General features: G+C 73.9%; 5 protein-coding genes and 1 pseudogene. All 6 read right to left on the reverse strand.

The window, feature by feature from the left end:
• Positions 1-71: 71 nt before the first annotated feature.
• Complete coding sequence (locus tag ACZ44S_RS36185) at positions 72-1,106, reverse strand: ketoacyl-ACP synthase III family protein (RefSeq protein ID WP_466937105.1); 1,035 nt, start codon at positions 1,104-1,106, stop codon at positions 72-74.
• On the reverse strand, positions 1,096-13,530 hold the full coding sequence (locus ACZ44S_RS36190) for an SDR family NAD(P)-dependent oxidoreductase (protein WP_466937107.1): 12,435 nt from the start codon (positions 13,528-13,530) through the stop codon (positions 1,096-1,098). Before ACZ44S_RS36190 ends, ACZ44S_RS36185 begins: the two co-directional genes overlap by 11 nt.
• Positions 13,531-13,833: 303 nt before the next feature.
• Positions 13,834-17,925 (reverse strand): AMP-binding protein, encoded by a 4,092-nt coding sequence (locus tag ACZ44S_RS36195; RefSeq protein WP_466937109.1) that lies wholly within the window; start codon positions 17,923-17,925, stop codon positions 13,834-13,836.
• A 10-nt stretch (positions 17,926-17,935) separates the two neighbouring features.
• Positions 17,936-18,787 (reverse strand): ABC transporter permease, encoded by an 852-nt coding sequence (locus tag ACZ44S_RS36200; protein ID WP_466937111.1) that lies wholly within the window; start codon positions 18,785-18,787, stop codon positions 17,936-17,938.
• Positions 18,787-19,776 carry an ATP-binding cassette domain-containing protein gene (locus tag ACZ44S_RS36205; protein ID WP_190167473.1) on the reverse strand — a complete coding sequence of 330 codons (990 nt, stop codon included), beginning with the start codon at positions 19,774-19,776 and terminating at the stop codon, positions 18,787-18,789. The genes ACZ44S_RS36200 and ACZ44S_RS36205 overlap by 1 nt, the downstream gene beginning before the upstream one ends.
• A 113-nt stretch (positions 19,777-19,889) precedes the next feature.
• Positions 19,890-20,198, reverse strand: a pseudogene (locus tag ACZ44S_RS36210) (dehypoxanthine futalosine cyclase); the annotation flags it as partial.

Genomic DNA, 20,198 nt, shown 5'->3' on the forward strand with positions numbered 1-20,198 from the left:
CTGCCCCCTCTCCGGAGAGGGGGCAGGCCCTTGGCGTGGAGCGAGGACGCGACGAGGCCCGTGCGGCCCGGTCAGACCGCCCAGGCGGGAAGGTCCAGGACGGTGACGACACAGGCCGTGCACATCCAGCCCGGACCCTGCGAGATCAGCAGCACATGGTCACCGGGCGCCACCTCGCGGTTGCGGACCAGATGCTCCAGGGTGATGATCACATCGGCGCCGCCCACATGCCCGATGCCCTTGCCGTAGTCGAACGTCGACCGGTCCATGGGCAGACCGAGCGGCATCATGACCGAGTACTCGACCATGCGGCCGTCCATGTTGATCGGAACCACCTTGGCGAGGTCGCCGGCGTTCAGATCGGCGCTCACGAGCGCCCGGCGGATGACACCGAGGTTGAAGAGGGTGAGCTTCTCGAGGGTCTCGGAGAGCGGTGTCTCGGTCTCGCTGTACCGCGTGGCCCGTTCGGCCATCTCCTCCTCGCTGCGCTGTCCGTCGCCCGGCAACAGGGGTCCGTCACCGCGGTGCCACCGCTCCAGTTCCGGGAGGATGCCGGTACTCAGCGACCTGACCTGCGCGAAGCCCTCGTCCGCGCTGACCAGGACGCAAGCGCCGCCGTCGGAGAGGAAGTAGGCCTGCCCCAGTCCCGAATAGCGGTTCAGGCCCGTCGCGGTGAAGTTCTCACCGGAGGTGATCAGCACGGCCTCGGCCTGCGCCGCACCGGTGATCTGGCCGACGGCCACCTCCAGGGCGCCGAGCATGCCGTTGCAGCCCTGCCGCAGGTACAGCGAGCTCGTCGGCTCCAGCTCCAGCTCGCGCAGCACGTAGCCCGGCGGATAGGAACCCTGCGGGCCCTGGTAGTAGACGCCACTGTGGACATGACTCGTGAGGGACTCGGGGTCGATCTTCGAGCGGTCCAGAGTGATGCGTGCGGCGGCGATCGCGAGTTCCACGGCCGGGATGTCGTGAGCGAGATGGGTCCCGGTCAGGCCGTTCGCGTCCACGACGTCCTGCGCGATCAGTCCTTGCGCCACGGCCCGCTCGACGGGCTCGAAATCGTGCAGCACGACCCCCAGCGAGTCGATGAACACGTTCTCAATTCTCATCCTGGATCCTTCCGTTGTCGTCGAGAGGCGAGGCGGCCGGGGCGAGGAGCCGCTCGATCAGGTGCCGGGCGAGATCCAGCGGCGTCTCGAAGTCGAACGCCACCCCCGCCGGCAGCCGGAGCCCCGTCGCCTCGACGAGCGCCGTACGCAGTTGCAGCGCGGTGAGCGAGTCGAACCCGAGATCCTTCAACCGGGCGTCCTCCGGCACGCCGCCCGGTGTCGTGTGCCCCAGGACCGCGCCCGCCCGCTCCCGCACGAGGCCGGTCACCACGGTCTCCCGTTCCTCCGGACCCATCGCCGCCAAGCGGTGCGCGAGGCCGCCCTGCTCCTCGGGGGTGTCCTGGGCCATGCGGCGCGCGGAGCCGGACACGAGGGACCGCATGACGGCCGGTACGGCACCGGACCTGGCGTCGTCGGCCAGCGCGGCGAAGTCCGGGCGGGACGCGACGACCAGACCGCGCCCGGCCGCCCACGCCGCGTCGAACAACCGGAGGCCGTCCTCGGCTTCGAGCGGTCGCGTTCCGTGCAACGCCGCCGGCTGCCGGTCCGTCGCGGCGGAACCCGCCAGACCGCTGGCCCCGGCCCACAGCCCCCAGGCGACCGACGTCGCCGGGACGCCCCGGGAGCGCAGATGGTGGGCGAACGCGTCCAGGAAGGTGTTGGCCGCCGCGTAGTTGGCCTGTCCGGGGCCGCCCGTGATGCCGGCGACGGAGGAGTACAGCAGGAACTGCCGCACGCCCGCCTCGCGGACCAGCTCGTACAGGTGCACGGCAGCGTCCACCTTGGGCCTCAGCACCTCGGTCAGCCGCTCGGTCGTGAGGGAGGGGAGAATGCCGTTGTGCACCGCGCCGGCGGTGTGGACCACGGCACCGATCCGCCGGCCGGCGAGCAGCGCGGCCAGGGCGTCGCGGTCCGTGACGTCACAGGCTGCCACTCGGACCCGGGCGCCGAGCGCGGAGAGCTCGGCCTCCAGAGCCGCGGCACCCGGCGCGTCCGGACCCTGACGACTCGTCAGCAGCAGCTCCTTCACCCCGTGCTCGGTCACCAGGTGCCGGGCGACCACGGAGCCCAGGGTGCCCGTACCGCCCGTGATCAGTACGGTGCCGTCCGGGCCGGCGTCGAATGCCGGGAGGGCGTCGGCGGGGGCGAGGCGCGTCATCCGCGGCACCCGGGCCGTCCGCCCGCGCAACGCCCACTGCGGTTCCGGGGAGGACACCGCACGGTCCAGGGCACGCCAGGTGGGCTTGGCGATGTCGGTGTCCACGAGCACGAAGCGGCCCGGATACTCCGACTGCGCGCTGCGGACGAGCCCCCAGACCGCGGCCACCGCGAGATCCAGCGGCGACACGTCATCGGGACCGCTCACCGCGGGCACGGCACCGCGGGTGAGGAACACCAGCCGGGAGTCGTCGTACAGGGGCGTCGTCACCCAGGCGCGCGCCGTCTCCAGGGCCCGGGCCGTCGTGGCGTGGACGGCGTCCACCAGTTCCCGGCCGGAGAGATCGACGGGCTCCCGCAGGAAGGGCACCACGACGACATCGGGCACATCGCGGCCCGCCTCCACGGCGGCGGTGAGCGCCGCCAGATCGGGATACGCCTCCGCGTACCGTCCCGCCGCCATCAGCGAGGACCGCGCCCGTACGGGGTCCTCTCCCACGATGGCCCAGGTCGCGCCGGCGTCCGCGGTGAGGTGCCGCGTGCCGGTCTCGGTCCATTCGATGCCGAACAGGCCGTCCTGCTGCGCCGCATCCGTGGCTCTGCGCACCCCGCGCGGGACGGCCTCCGGGCGGAGACACACCGTCGACAGGACGGGGCTGCCGGCCGCGTCGGAGGCGAACAGCGCAACGGAACCGTCGGCGCGGGGGGAAACCCGGACGCGCAGGACCGAGGCGCCGAACGCGTGCAGGGAGACGTCCTGCCAGAGCCCCGCCCGCCAGGAGTCCCCGACCTGGGGCAGGGCGCCCTCGACGCCCACCAGGCCGAGCGCGGCCTGGGCCAGCAGCGGGTGCAGCCCGAACCCCCGCGCCTCCTCGCGCAGCGTGTCCGGCAGGGCGACCTCGGCGAACACCTCGGTGCCGCGACGCCACACGCCCCGTACGGCGGGCTGCACGGGCAGGTGCCGCAGGTCCGGTACGGACCCGGGGGCCGGGGTGGCGTCGGCGGGCGGCCAGACCTCCAGGTCCCAGTCCGGCCGGTCCGCCGCCGCGGCCAGCTCGCCCGTAGCGTGGCAGATCCACGGCAGGCCGAGAACCTCGTCGGAGTGCCGGGAATGCACGGACACCGTGCGCACGCCGGGCTCCGAACCCCCACCCACGGTGACGCGGATCTGCAGCGAGCCGGCCGTCGGCACCGCCAACGGCGCCTGCGGCGTCAGGGCGGGCAGCCGGCCGAGGCCGAGCTGTTCCCCGGCCGCGAGTGCCAGCTCGGCGACCACCCAGCCGAGGGCTGCCGGGCGCTCGTTCACCAGCCACGGGTGCGTCGTCGCCGAGAGACGGCCGGTGAAGACCACGGTCTCGGTGCCGGGCAGCTCGACGGCCGCGCCCAGCAGGGGATGCGCGGCGGCGACCGTCCCCAGGCCGGACGCGCCGCGCGCGGAGTTCGCGGAGGGGGTGAGCCAGTGGTGGGTGCCCTGGAAGGGGTAGGTGGGGAGGTCGGGGTGGACGGGTACGGGGGTGGGGCGTACGGCGATGCCGTGGGTGAAGGCGGTGGCAACGGACTCGGTGAAGTCCTGTGCGTCGCCGCGGTCGCGGTGGAGTGTGCCGAGGACGACCGGTTCCGCACCGGAGAGTTCCTGCAGGGTCTGCTGTACCGGCAGGGTGAGTACCGGGTGCGGGCTGACTTCGATGAAGGCGCCGGCACCTGTCTCCGCTGCGGCGCGTGTGGCTGCTTCGAAGGCGACGGTGTGGCGGAGGTTGCGGTACCAGTAGTCGGCGTCGAGGTCGCTGCCGTGGATGAGGTCGGCGGTGAGTGAGGAGTAGAGGGGTGTGTCGGTGTCGCGTGGTGTGATCGGGGCGAGTGCGTCGAGGAGTTGGTCGCGCATCACTTCCACGAAGGTGGAGTGGGAGGCGTAGTCGACGGGGACGCGTCGGCATCGTATGTCGTGCTCGTCGCACCAGGCGGTGAGCCGGTCCAGCGCCTCGACCGGACCGGCGAGGACGGTGTTGTCGGGGCTGTTGACGGCGGCGACCTCCAGTCCGAACAGTACGGCCGCTTCCTCTGCCTCTGCCCGGGGGAGGGCGAGTGAGGCCATGCCTCCGCCGCCGGCGTGTTGGGCGATGAGGCGGGAGCGCAGGGCGACGACGCGTGCGCCGTCGGAGAGGGAGAGGGCGCCGGCCACGGTGGCGGCGGCGATTTCGCCTTGGGAGTGTCCGATGACCGCGGCGGGGCGTACGCCCACGGCGTGCCATTGTGCGGCCAGGGACACCATGACCGCCCACAGGGCGGGCTGGACCACGTCGACCCGTTCGAAGTCGGGCTGGTCGGGCTCGCCCCGGAGCACGCCCAGGAGGTCCCAGTCCACGAACGGCTCGAGAGCCCGTGCGCACTCGGTCAGCCGCTCGGCGAAGGCCCCGTTCTCCTCCAACAGTTCCACGGCCATGCCGGGCCACTGGGCGCCCTGGCCGGGGAAGACCCATACCGGATCACCTACCGGGCGGCCCGCACCCCACAGGGCGTGGTCCGTTGCGCGCAGGCGTTCCACCAGTGTCTCGCGGTGCGTGCCGGTGGTGGGGAGGGCGGCGCGGTGTTCGAGCACCGTGCGTGACCCGGCGAGCATCCGTGCCACCGCGCGCACGGGCACGTCCGGATGCCGTTCGACGAAGTCCCCGACGCGCTCCAGTGCCGCCCGCACCGCGCCCTCACTCCGCCCCGACACCAGCAGGGGCAGCAGCGTGTCATCACGGTCGGCGTCGGCCCGGGGAACCTGCTCGACGGGCGGCGCTTCCTCCAGGATCAGGTGGGCGTTGGTGCCGCTGATGCCGAAGGAGGAGATGCCGGCGCGGCGGGGTGTGGCCGTGTCGGGCCAGGGCTGGGTCCGGGTGACGAGGCGTACGTCGCCGGTGTCCCAGTCGACGTGGGACGACGGCTGGTCCACGTGCAGGGTGCGGGGGACGGTTCCGTGCCGCATGGCCAGCACCATCTTGATCACACCGGCCACGCCCGCGGCCGCCTGCGTATGGCCGATGTTGGACTTCACCGATCCCAGGAGCACCGGCCGGTCCGACGGCCGTCCCTGCCCGTAGGTGGCCAGCAGTGCCTGCGCCTCGATCGGGTCCCCCAGCGACGTGCCCGTACCGTGCGCCTCGACCACATCCACCTCGGCGGCCGGAACACCCGCCTGGGCCAGCGCCGCGCGGATCACCCGTTGCTGTGATGGGCCGTTCGGGGCCGTCAGGCCGTTGGACGCGCCGTCCTGGTTGACGGCCGACCCGCGCACCACGGCCAGCACCGGATGCCCCAGCCGCCGTGCCTCGGACAGCCGCTCCAGCAGCACCAGCCCCACACCCTCGGCGAACCCGGTGCCGTTGGCCCCGTCCGCGAACGCACGACACCGCCCGTCGGGGGACATCGCACGCTGCCGGCTGAAGGCGGTGAAGGTGCCCGGGGTGGCGATGACGGTGGCGCCGCCGGCGAGTGCGAGGGAGCACTCCCCGTTGCGCAGCGACTGCGCCGCCAGATGGATCGCCACCAGCGACGACGAACACGCCGTGTCCACCGTGATCGCCGGACCCTGCAGACCCAGCAGGTACGAGAGGCGGCCGGAGATGATGCTGGTGGCGGTGCCCGTGAGGAGCATGCCGTCCAGGCCCTCCGGGGCTTCGTGGAGCAGGGTCGACCCGTACTCCTGGGCGATGGCCCCGACGAACACGCCGGCCGTGCTCCTGTCGAGTGACGTGGGGTCGATGCCGGCGCGCTCGAAGGTCTCCCACGCGGTCTCCAGCAGCAGCCTCTGCTGAGGGTCCATGGTGAGCGCCTCACGCGGCGAGATGCCGAAGAAGGCCTCGTCGAAGCGCCCGGCGCCGTCCAGGAAGCCACCGTTGCGGGTGTAGGACGTGCCCGGCTTGTCCGGGTCGGCGTCGAACAGGGTGTCCAGGTCCCAGCCGCGGTCGGTGGGGAACTCGCCGATCGCGTCCGTCCCGGACCGCAGCAGGTCCCACAGGTCCTCGGGTCCCGTGACCCCGCCGGGCAGCCGGCACCCCATGGCGACGACGGCGATGGCGTCGTCGTCCGGCGGGATGTCCGTCCGTACCGGTGGCGGGGACGTGACGGCCTCGGTCCCGGCGCGGCTCTCGTTCAGGTGCTCGGCCAGGGCGTGCGGGCTGGGATAGTCGAAGACGGCGGTCGGGGCGAGCCGCAGACCCGTCGCCGCGTTGAGCCGGTTGCGCAGTTCGACCGCGGAGAGCGAGTCGAAGCCGATGTCCTTGAACGCGCTGTCGGCGCGCACGGCATCCGGCGTCTCGTGTCCGAGGACCGCGGCGGCATGCCGGAGCACCATGGCGAGCAGAACGCGCTCGGCCTCCTGCGGCGACAGTCCGGCCAACTCGGCTCCGACGCCGTTGTCCTCGCCCGCGTCGGCGGCGGTACGCCGCGTGGCGGCGCGCACCAGTCCGCTCAGCAACACGGGCACCCCTTCGGGGCGGCGGCGCAGGGCGGCGGGGTCGAAGCGGGCCGCGACGCAGGTGGCCGCGTTCCGGGTGACCGCGGCGTCGAGGAGCGCCAGTCCCTGTTCGGCGGTCAGCGGCCGGACCCCGTTGCGGGCGATGCGGTCGCGGTCGACGGCGCCCAGGTGCGCGGTCAGGCCGCCGTCCTCCCAGAGGCCCCATGCCACCGCGGTGGCGGGCAGCCCGAGCGAGCGCCGGTGCTCGGCCAGGCCGTCGAGGAAGGCATTGGCCGCCGCGTAGTTGGCCTGTCCGACGCCGCCGATGGTGCCGGCGATCGAGGAGAAGAGCACGAAGTGCGCAAGATCCGCGTCGCGGGTGAGATCGTGAAGGTGCACGGCCGCGTCCACCTTGGGCCGCAGCACCGTGTCGACCTGTTCCGGGGAGAGACCGGTGACCATGCCGTCGGCGAGGACACCCGCACTGTGCACGACGGCGGTCAGCGGACGGTCGAGACCGTCGAGGACGGCGGCCAGCGCGTCGCGGTCGGCCACGTCGCACGCCTCGACGCTCACGGAGGCGCCCATGGCGGTGAGTTCGTCGACGAGGTCGCCGACTCCTTCCGTTTCGCGTCCGCGCCTGCTGAGCAGCAGCAGATGGCGGGCTCCGTGCGCGGCGACCAGGTGACGGGCGACGAGCCGGCCCACGCCGGTGGTCCCGCCGGTGACGAGGACGATCCCCTCGGGGTCCAGTCGGCGCGGCGCACCGGATGCCACGTCCGTGGCATGCGTCAGGCGGGGGACGCGCAGTTCACCTGCGCGGACGGCTGTCTGCGGTTCTCCGGATGCGGCCGCGGCAAGAAGCCCTGCCACGTCCGCGGCGCCGTCCCCGGCATCGGTCCCGGGTTCCAGGTCGACCAGGACGAGGCGTCCGGGGTGCTCGGCCTGCGCCGCCCTGACCAGGCCCCAGAGCGCCGTGCCGACCGGGTCGGTGACATCGCAGGCACCGTCGGCCGGCACCGCGCCCCTGGTGGCGACGATCAGGCGCGTCGCCGCGTACCGCTCGTCGGTCAGGTGACGCTGTACCTGCGCGAGCGCGTCCCGCACCCGGGCACGGGCCTCGGATGCTTCGTCCGCGGCTTCCGGCGTCGGCCGGTCGTGGAGCAGGAGCAGCGTGTCGGGGGCGGGGCCGGAGACGTCCGCCGTCAGGTCCGCCACCCCGTACGCGTCCACGCCGGCGTCGGCCAGGTCCCTGGCGTATTCGGCGGCCCGGCCGCCCACCAGAAGCCATCGGCCCGAGGGCCGCCGCTCGGGAGAGGACGTGAGGGACCGCCACTCCGTGCGCAGCAGCATCCGCCGGACCGTCTCGCCCGACGCGGTCACCGGTCCGTCGGCCACCGGCCGTGTCAGCAGCTTGCTCACGGAGACGACAGGGGCACCCGAGGGGTCGACCGCGAACAACGAGACGGCCCCGTCCTCCGACCACGTCAGCCGGACCCGCAGAATCGTGGCACCGGACGCGTGCAACTCCACGCCCTGCCAGGAGAACGGCAGACTGAGCGGGCCGGTGGCGTCCTTCTCGACCTCGTTCAGCACATCGGCGTGGAGGGCCGCGTCGAGCAGCGCCGGGTGGACGCCCCAGCCGTCGCTCTTCTCCCGCTCGGGCAGCGCGACCTCGGCGAAGAACTCCCCGTTCCGGCGCCAGACCGCCCGCAGGCCCCGGAAGGCCGGGCCGTAGCCGTAGCCGGCGCGGGCCATCCGCTCGTAGGCGTCCGCGACGGGCACCTCCTCGGCACCCTGCGGCGGCCAGGGGGCGAGCGCCCCGGCCTGCCCCGAGCCGGCGGGCGCAGGCGGGGGGACCAGGAAGCCGCGGGCGTGCCGGGTCCACAGCGGGCTGTCGGCCGGCTCGCCGCTCCTGGGCGCCGAGTGGACGCTCACCGCCCGGCGCCCGGAAGTGTCCGGGGCTCCGACGGTCACCTGGACGCTGAGGGTCTGCCGCGCGTCGACGACGAGCGGGCTCTCCAGAACCAGCTCCTCCAGGGTGGACGCTCCCACCTCGTCCCCCGCCCGGATCGCGGCCTCGACGAAGGCCGTGCCGGGCAACAGGACGGCCCCGTTCACCACATGGTCGGCGAGCCACGGCTGGGCGGCCATGGAGATCTGCCCGGTGAGGACCAGGCCGTCCTCCTCGGCGCGATGCACCGCCGCGCCCAGAAGGGGGTGGCCCACGGCATGCAGGCCGAGCGACTGGGGGTCACCGCCGGTGGAGGGGGTGAGCCAGTGGTGGGTGCCCTGGAAGGGGTAGGTGGGGAGGTCGGGGTGGACGGGTACGGGGGTGGGGCGTACGGCGATGCCGTGGGTGAAGGCGGTGGCGACGGACTCGGTGAAGTCCTGTGCGTCGCCGCGGTCGCGGTGGAGTGTGCCGAGGACCACGGGTTCCTGGTCGGACGCTTCTTGCAGGGTCTGCTGTACCGGCAGGGTGAGGACCGGGTGTGGGCTGACTTCGATGAAGCCGGTGACGCCCGCTTCGGCTGCGGCGCGTGTGGCTGCTTCGAAGGCGACGGTGTGGCGGAGGTTGCGGTACCAGTAGTCGGCGTCGAGGTCGCTGCCGTGGATGAGGTCGGCGGTGAGTGAGGAGTAGAGGGGTGTGTCGGTGTCGCGTGGTGTGATCGGGGCGAGTGCGTCGAGGAGTTGGTCGCGCATCACTTCCACGAAGGTGGAGTGGGAGGCGTAGTCGACGGGGACGCGTCGGCATCGTATGTCGTGCTCGTCGCACCAGGCGGTGAGCCGGTCCAGCGCCTCGACCGGACCGGAGACGACCGTGCCGGCCGGGCTGTTGACCGCCGCCACCTCCAGCCCGAACTCCTCGGCGGCTTGCTGGGCTTCGGCGCGGGGGAGGGCGAGTGAGGCCATGCCTCCGCCGCCGGCGTGTTGGGCGATGAGGCGGGAGCGCAGGGCGACGACGCGTGCGCCGTCGGAGAGGGAGAGGGCGCCGGCCACGGTGGCGGCGGCGATTTCGCCTTGGGAGTGTCCGATGACCGCGGCGGGGCGTACGCCCACGGCGTGCCATTGTGCGGCCAGGGACACCATGACCGCCCACAGGGCGGGCTGGACCACGTCGACCCGCTCGAGGTCGGGCTGGTCGGGCTCGCCCCGGAGCACGCCCAGCAGGTCCCAGTCCACGAACGGCTCGAGAGCCCGTGCGCACTCGGTCAGCCGCTCGGCGAAGGCCCCGTTCTCCTCCAACAGTTCCACGGCCATGCCGGGCCACTGGGCGCCCTGGCCGGGGAAGACCCATACCGGATCACCTACCGGGCGGCCCGCACCCCACAGGGCGTGGTCCGTTGCGCGCAGGCGTTCCACCAGTGTCTCGCGGTGCGTGCCGGTGGTGGGGAGGGCGGCACGGTGTTCGAACACCGTGCGTGACCCGGCGAGCATCCGTGCCACCGCGCCCACGGGCACGTCCGGATGCCGTTCGACAAAGTCCGCGACGCGCTCCAGCGATGCCCGCACCGCACCCTCACTCCGCCCCGACACCATGAGCGGGACCATGCGGTCGTCGTCGAGGCCGGCGGCCTCCTGCGGAACGTGCTCGAGGATCAGGTGGGCGTTGGTGCCGCTGGCGCCGAAGGAGGAGATGCCGGCGCGGCGGGGTGTGGCCGTCTCGGGCCAGGGCTGGGTCCGGGTGACGAGGCGTACGTCGCCGGTGTCCCAGTCGACGTGGGACGACGGCTGGTCCACGTGCAGGGTGCGGGGGACGGTTCCGTGCCGCATGGCCAGCACCATCTTGATCACACCGGCCACGCCCGCGGCCGCCTGCGTATGGCCGATGTTGGACTTCACCGATCCCAGGAGCACCGGCCGGTCCGACGGCCGTCCCTGCCCGTAGGTGGCCAGCAGTGCCTGCGCCTCGATCGGGTCCCCCAGCGACGTGCCCGTACCGTGCGCCTCGACCACATCCACATCCGTGGCCGACAGGCCGGCGGACGACAGCGCGGCCCGGATCACCCGTTGCTGTGCCGGGCCGTTCGGGGCCGTCAGGCCGTTGGACGCGCCGTCCTGGTTGACGGCCGACCCGCGCACCACCGCCAGCACCGGATGCCCCAGCCGCCGTGCCTCGGACAGCCGCTCCAGCAGCACCAGCCCCACACCCTCGGCGAACCCGGTGCCGTTGGCCCCGTCCGCGAACGCACGACACCGCCCGTCGGCGGAGAGGGCGCCCTGACGGCTGAACTCGACGAGCGCACCGGGCGTCGACATGACGGTGGCGCCGCCGGCGAGTGCGAGGGAGCACTCCCCGTTGCGCAGCGACTGCGCCGCCAGATGGATCGCCACCAGCGACGACGAACACGCCGTGTCCACCGTGAGCGCCGGACCCTGCAGACCCAGCGAGTAGGAGATGCGGCCGGAGGCCACGCTGACGGCGGCGCCGTTGCCGAGGTAGCCCTCGAGGTCGCGCGGGGAACGGTCGTAGAGCCCGGGGCCGTAACCTCCGTGCATCACACCGGCGAAGACGCCGGTCCGGCTGCCCTTCAGCGTGGCCGGGTCGATGCCGGCGCGCTCGAAGGTCTCCCACGCGGTCTCCAGCAGCAGCCGCTGCTGCGGGTCCATCGCCAGCGCCTCGCGCGGCGATATCCCGAAGAACGCGGCGTCGAAGGTCCCGGCGCCGTCCAGGAAGGCGCCCTGGCGGGCGGACGACTTGCCGCCGCCGGCGCCTTCGTCGTCGAGCAGCCGGTCGAGGTCCCAGCCACGGTCCTCCGGGAGCGGGCCGACCGCGTCGGTCTCCGCCAGGAGCAGCTGCCAGAACTCCTCCGGCGTCCGGGTGCCGCCCGGCAGGCGGCAGCCCATCGCCACGACGGCGATGGGCTCGTCCCGCTCGGTCGGCGCGGCCCCTGACTCCGGCGCTGCCTCCCCAGGGGCCGGACCGCCCTGGGCCAGCCCGTCGAGATACTGGGTGAGAGCCTGTGGAGTCGGGTGGTCGTAGGCCACGGCGGCCGTGAGACGGTGCCCGGTGGCGGCGGACAACCGGTCGCGCAGGGCCACGGCGGACAGGGAGTCGAAGCCGAGCTCGTGCAGGGGCCGGTCGGGAGGCACGTCCTGGACGGACGCCAGACCGAGGATGTCGGCGATCACGGAACGCACCAGGGTGAGCAGTTCGTGCCTGGCCGCGGACGGACCGGAGGGGCCGGACGGGCCCGAGCCGCCGGTCGCCGCGGGCGACGCGGTGGGTGCCGTGCCGGGGCGGACGTTCACCGCCGGGTTGACCAGGAGGAGCGTCGAGGTGAGCGCCGCCAGGCGTCGGCGGGCGGTCTTGCCGCTCGACGTCCGCGGGATGGCGTCGACGAGACGGAACTCGTCGGGCACCTTGAAGTAGGACAGTTCACGGCGGCATGTCTCCAGGAGCTGTCCGGTGTCGATGCCCTCGGGGCCGTCGGGCCCTGGCACCAGATAGGCGACGGGCACCTCGCCGAGTACGGCGTGGGGTGTGCCGGCCACTGCCGCTTCGGCCACGCCCGGCACCCCGGCGAGCACCCGCTCCACCTCGCCGGGATGGATGTTCTCGCCCCCGCGGACGATGAGCTCCTTGGTCCGCCCCGTGATGCCGAGTCGGCCCGCCGGGTCCAGCCGGCCGAGATCGCCGGTGCGGTACCAGCCGTCCGCGAGGACGGCACGGGTGGCCTCCGGGTCGTTGTGGTAGCCGACCATGGTGGCCGGGCTGTGCACCCAGATCTCGCCTTCCTCGCCCGCGGCCACCTCCTCGCCGGTCCGGGGGTCGGTCAGGCGCAGCCGCAGGCCGGGCAGGGGAGTTCCGCAGGAACCCGGGACGCGCTCCCCGGCCGGCTCCTGGGTGGTGATGGCGCCTCCGGTCTCACTGCTGCCGTAGCTGTCCACGAGCCGTACGCCGAAGGCCGCCTCGAAGTCGTGGTGCAGTTCGGGCGGGCAGACGGAGCCGGCCGCCATGCACACCCGCAGCCCGGGCAGTTCCATCCCGTCCTCGCGCGCCAGCTCCACCATGCGGCGGTAGGTGCTGGGGGAGTTGACCAGGAAGGAGGCGCGCTCGCTGCGGACGGCTTCGACGATCTCGTCCGGGGCCGAGCCCTCCAGGATGTACGCGGACGCGCCGACGGCCAGCGTGGCGAGCACGCCGATGTTGTGCGAGGCGGCGTGGTGGAGCGGCATGGGCCACACCACCCGGTCGTCCGCGGACAGGCCGAGGATCGTCGCGGTGCAGGCAGCGGTCGCCCACAGGGACTTGCGCTGTGTCGACACCACACCCTTGGGGCGGCCGGTGGTGCCCGACGTGTAGAGGATCCAGGCGGTCTCGTCGAGTCCCAGGTCGTCCCGCGCGTCGGCGGCGGGCGGGGTGACGGCGAGCTGCTCGAAGTCGACGGTGCCGGGAACGGGTTCCGCGGCGCCGACGACGATCGGAGCGCCGTCGAGTGCGCCCCTCGACGTCCGTTCCACCTGCGGCAGTTGCGCCACGCCGGTGATCACCGTGCGGGCACCGCTGTCGGTGAGGTGGTGGGTGAGTTCGGCGTCGGAGGACTTCGGGTCGACCGGAACACCGACGGCTCCCGCCCGCGCGACGGCGAGGTAACTCTCCACCATCTCGACCCGGTTGCCCATGCGCAGCAGTACGCGGTCGCCACGGCCGACTCCGCGCGCGACCAGATGGCCGGCCAGAAACCGCGTGCGGCGATCCAGAGAGCCGTAGGTGACGGCACGGCGGCCGTCCTGGAAGGCCCGCGCGTCCGGACGTTCCCGGGCGTGGTCCGCGAGGATCTCATGCACCGGCCGGACCAGCGCAACACGGGGCTTCTGAGTCACGACGCTCGACTTCCAATCACCTTGGCAACGGAGACGCACGACTTCGGCGGTCCGGGCCGCCGGGCACGCGAACGGCGGGGATCTCCCAACCCCGGCCTAGGGGGCCAGTATGGGCGCGGGCGGGTTAGGTCTTTCTCTAGTTCCGGCAGGCGCCGTGACCGGCAGGAACGCGTCGCGCGCACCCCCGCGCGCACCTCCGCGCCCACACCTGTCGGGTGCCGGGACGGCCGCCTGTGCGGCCGCGGTCACGACGGGGGGCGGACGCACGGGCGTGTGGGGCCGCACACCGACCGCCCGCTGTCGTCAGGCGCGTCCGCCGCCCTCGTCGGCGACCAGTTCCCTCTTGAGGTGGCGGGCCAGTCCCGCCGGTGTGGAGAAGTCGAAGACGACCGACGCGGGCAGGGGGAGTCCCGTCGCCGACTCCAGCGCGTCGCGCGCGGTCAGCGCGGTCAGCGAATCGAACCCGAGGTCGCGGGTCTCCGCCTCCTCCGGGATCCGCCCGGGCGTGGTGAGCCCGAGCGCCGACGCGAACCGGTCGCGCACCAGGCGCAGCAGCGTCTCCTCCTGCTCGGCGGGGGTGAGCGCCGCCAGCCGGCGGCGCAGCCCCGTGGGATCGGCCGCCGCGTCGCGCGCCGTTCGGCGTAGAGCCCCGCCCGCCGTGTCCCGCAGCAGCGCGGCCGTCGCGGTGACGGGACCCGTCGGGTGCGGGACGGACAGGTCCGGCCGCTGCGCGGTGAGTGCGGTCCGGCCCGAGGCGACGGCCCAGGCGAACAGGTCCGCCGCCTCGTCCGTGGCCCCCGCGGGGCCGCGCACGGACACCGCCGCCACACCCGCCTGCCGCAGGGTGCGGGCCCATACGTCGAACACCGCCGCCACCGCCGCGTCCGCCGGCCCGGCCGTGGCGGGCGGCGGCGTCGCGAACACGACGGAGGCGATGCCCCGTCCCGGCGCCGACCGCACGAGCTCCAGCGCCGGGTCGACCACCGGACGCAGCGCGGCGTCCACGTCGGCCTGCGTGTCCGCCGACGGGCCGTCGGCGGACACCGCCGCGGTGAACACCACCGTGCGGGGAGCGCCGTCGAGCAGCGCCCGCACCGTCGTGGCCGGGTCCATCGGGTCCCAGCGCAGCAGCTCGGCCGTCCCGGCGGACGGAGTGAGCCGATCGGCGACGTTCTTCGCGAACGGCCCGGTCAACAGCGGCCCTTCCGCCGTGGGCCCCGTGCCGTCACCGGCCCGGGCCAGGAGTGTCTCGGCCGGTCCCTCCGTCTCGACGCCGGCGAACAGGGCCGTACGCCCGGCGGAGGCCGTCACGGGGAGTACGGCGGAGACACGCACCGCACGCGGAGCGAGCACCCTGCCGTCGCGCAGGGCCAGTTGGGGTGCGCCACCGGCCACGGCGTCCTCCACACGGCCCCAGGAACGACGCTCCTCGTCAATGTCGAGCAAGACGAAGCGCCCCGGTGCACGGTCCTGCACCGCTCCGACCAGACCCCGGACGGCCGCCGCGGCCACGTCCGGCAGCCGTGCGCCGTCCGTGGCCACCGCGTTCCGGGTCACGACGACCAGCCGGGCCCGCGCCAGCCGGGGATCGGCGAAGTGCCGTACCCACGTGAGGGCTTCACCCACCGCGGCGCGCACCGCTTCCGCCGGGTCCGCTCCGTCGCGCGGCGTCGGACGGACCACCACGACGTCCGGGACCTGCGCGCCCTGCCCGACCGCGCGCAGCAGGGACGGCAGATCGGGATGCACCTCACTGCGGCGGCCAGCCGAGAACAGGGCTTCGCGCACCCGTGGCGCGTCCGGACCGACCACCGTCCACCTCGACGGGCGGCCCGATGCCCGGGGAGGTTCGCAGGGCCGCCAGGATTCCTCGAACAGGGCGTCCTGCTGTGCCGCCGACGCCGCGCGTACGGCGTCGCCGCGCAGCGGCGCGCAGGTCACCGCACGCGCACTCAGCACCGGATCCCCGGCGCCGTCGGCCGCCTCCAGGTCCCAGGAACCGTCTGCCCTCTCCCGCAGCCGCACCCGCAGCACGGAGGCGCCGGTGGCGTGCAGGGTCACGTCCCGCCAGCGCACCGCCACCACGGGTTCGGCGCCGTCCGGGGACGCCGCACCGGCCGCGCCCAGCGCACCCGCCAGCGCCCCGTCCGCAAGCGCCGGATGCAGCGCGTGACGGTCCTGGCCGGTCACCCAGTCGGGCAGCGCCACCTCGACGAACACGTCGTGCCCGCGCCGCCACACGGCTCGGGGTGTCCGTGCGGCGTCCGGCCGCCCGGCACCCCGGTCCCGGGGAAGCCGTCGGGCGCCCGGCGGAGGCCACGCGGACCGGTCCGCGTGGGATGCTGCGGTGGGGGCCGGTGCCACCGTCGCGGTCGCGTGCCGGACCCACGGTCGGCGCGCGGACCCCCGCGTGTCCCGCCGCCCGTGCACCGCCACTTGCCTGATCCCGTCCGCCTCCGGCGCGCCGACCGTCACCCGGAGCTGCACGCCGCCGTGGCGCGGCAGCACCAGCGGCTCGTCCGCCGCCACGTCCAGCGCCCGGTCGCAGCCGGCTCGGCCCGCCGCGTGCAGCACCAGGTCCAGCAGGCCCGCTCCGGCGAGCACCTGCCTGCCGTCGGCGCGTTGCGGCAGCGTCGGGTCGCCTCCGGCCGCGGTGATGCGGCCGGTGCACACCAGTTCGTCGCGCCCGGGCAGTTCGACCACCGCCGGCAGCAGGGGATGGGCCGCCTCGTCCAGTCCCAGACCGGCCACGGCGGAGGAGGCGGGCCCGGGCCCCTGCCCGTTCCGTCGCCACAGCGGCCTCCGCGACAGCCCCGCCAGCAGGGTCCGGGCGACCTTCCCGGCCGGGTTGCGGGGCACCTCGGTGACCTCGTGGATCTCCTCGGGAAGTTTGAACGCCGACAACCGCTGCCGGCAGAACGACAGCACCGCCTCCACGTCGAGCCCGCCGGCCGCCGGAACCACATGGGCGACCGGCACCTCGCCGAGCGTCTCGTGGGGGACGCCCGCGACAGCCGCGTCCGCGACCCCGGGCGCCCGGGCCAGAACCTGCTCGACCTCACCCGGGTGGATGTTCTCCCCGCCCCGGATGATCAGCTCCTTGAGCCGGCCGGTGATCGTCACATGTCCGTCCGCTTCCTGGCGGGCCAGGTCACCGGTGCGGTACCAGCCCCCGGAGAGCACCCTCGCGGTCTCCTCCGGCCGCCGGTGATAGCCCAGCATCAGCGCCGGACTCGACACCCACACCTCTCCCTCGGCACCCCGCTGCGCCTCCTCGCCGGTACGCGGGTCCACCAGCCGCAGTGCCAGGCCGGGCAGCGGCACACCGCACGAACCGGGCACGTACGGCCCCTGCGGCAAATTTGTGGTGATCGCGCCGCCCGTCTCCGTCGAGCCGTAGCTGTCCAGCAGCGGGAAGCCGAACGTGGCACGGAACGCCTCGTGCAGGGACTGAGGGCACGACGAGCCCACCACCATGCACACCCGCAACCGCGGCAGCGGCCCGGCCGCCCGGGACCGGGCCAGCTCCACCATCCGGTGGTACATCGTCGGCACGCCCACCAGGAAGGTCGCGTCCGTCTCCGACGCCAGCCGCAGCACCTCGTCGGCGGCCGCACCGTCCGCGATGCGGACCGTGGCACCGACCGCCACCCCGCCGAGCACGCACACGCTGTGCGCCACGGCGTGGAACAGCGACATCGGCCACACGATCCGGTCCTGCGGCGACAGCCCCAGCAGCGGCGCGGTGCAGGCGGCCGTCGCCCACAACGACGACCGCTGCGTGGACACCACCCCCAGCGGACGCCCGCTCGTCCCGGACGTGTAGAGCAGCCAGGCCGGATCGTCCAGGCCGAGGTTGTCGCGGGGCGGATGACGCAGCGACCACGACGACGCCAGCTCCTCCCAGCGCGGCAGCGCCTCGCCGGATCCCTCCGCCTCGGCGGCCGCCTCCGCGAACCCCGGCTCGGAGTCCTCACCGACGAGGATCACCGTGGTCCCCGGCCGGTCCGCGAGCACCCGGCGCACCTGCGGCAGCTGCGCGGCCCCGGTGATGACCAGCCGTGCCGCGCAGTCGTCCAGCAGACGGGCCAGCTCCGCGTCGGCCGACCCCGGGTCGAGTGGCACCGCCACGGCGGCCGCCCGGGCGACGGCGAGGTAACTCTCCACCGCCTCCACCCGGTTCGGCAGCAGGATCACCGCCGACGCGCCGCGCGGCAGCCCCAGCTCCACGAGATGCCCCGCCACCCGGGCGGTACGCCGGTCCAGCTCGGCCCAGGTCACCGCGCGGCGGGAGTCCTCGAAGGCGATCCGGCCGGGCTGCCGCGACGCGTGCCCGGCGAGCAGTTCGTGCACCGGGCGGACCAGCTCCGCCCGGAACGTGGCGTCCGCGGTCACGAGTCTCTCCTCAGGAGCCGGCCGAAGCGTAGCGGCGCACCGCCAGCGCCCTGCACACCACCGCGATCAGCAGCGACCACGCCACCGACACCAGCACGGGATGCTCGGCGGGCCAGGCGCCCGTGGCGTGGAGCCCGGGGTTGCCGAACAGCTCCCGTGCCGCCTGCACCGTCGCGCTCAGCGGATTCCACTCCGCGGCCCAGCGCAGCACCGTCGGGAGGGTCGAGGGCGCCACGAACGCGTTCGACAGGAACGTCAGCGGGAACAGCCACAGGAAGTTGCTGGTGGCCGCCGCCTCCGGGGCGCGCACCGACAGGCCGATCAGCACGCCCACCCACGACAGCGCGTACCCCATGAGCAGCAGCAGCGCGAACCCGGCGAGGGCACGTGGCACACCGTGGTGGATGCGCCAGCCGACCATCAGCGCGCACAGGACCATCACCCCGACAACGATGACGTTCTGCACCAGGTCCGCGACGGTGCGGCCGGTGAGCAGCGAGCCCCGTGCCATCGGCAGCGACCGGAACCGGTCCACCATCCCGCTCTGCACGTCGTTGGCCATGCTGACGCTGCTGTTGCTGGCGGTGGCGAAGGCGATGGTCTGTGCGAAGAACCCCGGCATCATGTACTCGCGGTAGGCGGCGGCGCCTTCGGCCCCGGGGAGACTGAAGGACCCGGCGAACAGGTACGCGAAGAGCAGCACGAACACGATGGGCTGCACCAGACTGAGGATGAGCACCTCGGGGATGCGTATCGACCGGATCACGTTGCGCCGCGTCACGACCAGGACGTCGTGCAGGGACTTGGCGGCCGTGCCCGGCCTGAGTTCGGGTACGGACGGTGCCGCTGCCGACACGTTCATCACTCCTTCTCGCTCGGCGCGCCGGCGCCGACCGCCGCACGCCCGGTGTCCCGCGGGGTGTCCTCGGTCAGGGCCAGGAAGACCTCGTCCAGCGTGGGGCGGCGCAGTCCGATGTCGGTGAGCGCGATGCCGTCGGCGTCGAGTGCCGCGATGACCTCCGTGAGCAGCCGCACCCCGCCGTTCACGGGCACGGACACCGTGCCGCGCGGCCGGTCCACGTCCGGGGCGCGGGTGCCGAACCGGGCCAACAGGGCCGCTGCCGGGTCGAGTTGCTCGGGCCAGGACACGACCACCTCGATGCGCTGGCCGCCTGCCTGCGCCTTCAGTTCGCGCGGGGTGCCCCGCGCGACGATGCGCCCGTGGTCGACCACGGCGATGTCCCGGGCGAGGCGGTCGGCCTCCTCCAGGTACTGGGTGGTCAGCAGCAGGGTGGTGCCCTGGGCCACCAGGTCCTCGATGGCGTCCCACAGCATCAGCCGGCTGGTCGGGTCCAGCCCGACCGACGGCTCGTCGAGGAACATCACCGAGGGCCGCACGACGAGGGCCCCGGCCAGGTCGAGCCGTCGCCGCATGCCGCCGGAATAGGTGCTCGACACCCGGTCGCGGGCCGCGGTGAGGCCGAACCGGTCCAGCAGCTCGTCCGCCCGCTGCCGGGCCGCCCGGGACCGGAGCCCGTACAGTTCGCCGATCATGCGCAGGTTCTCCCGGCCGGTCAGCCGGTCGTCGACGGCCGCGAACTGGCCCGAGAGCCCGATCGACAGCCGGACCCGGTCCGGTTCGCGCACCACGTCGTGACCCGCCACGGTGGCGGTGCCCGCGTCGGGCCGCAGCAGGGTGGTGAGCAGCCGGACGGTCGTGGTCTTTCCCGCTCCGTTGGGGCCGAGCAGTCCGAGCACGCCGCCTTCCGGCACGTCCAGGTCTACTCCGTCCACGGCTCGGACCTCGCCGAAGGTCTTGACCAGACCCGTGGCGTGAAGGGCGCCCGCCATGGGGTTCTCCGTCCTCGTGTTGCGGGGGTGGGGGATGGCCGTGCCCAGGGATGGGCCGGGAGGGCGTGTGTCCGGGACCCGCGGCGCACGAGCCCCGGACACACGCTTGGGGCTCAGGTGGTGGCGATCAGCTTCAGCTCGGGGTGGGCGGTGCCGCCCGCGATGGCGGTCGAGGACACGTGCGAGACGATCCGCTCGTCGACGGGGTCGTTCGCCGGGTCGTCGTGCACCACGAGGTGCTCGTACGTCGTCGAGCGCTGCGCCGGGACCCGGCCCGCGGCACGGATCAGGGTGAGCAGCTCGACGAGGTTGGAGCGGTGCTTGGCGCCGGCGGAGGAGACGACGTTCTCCTCCAGCATGATCGAGCCGAGGTCGTCCGCGCCGTAGTGCAGGGACAGCTGGCCGATCTCCTTGCCCGTGGT

Source organism: Streptomyces malachitofuscus (assembly GCF_055571035.1).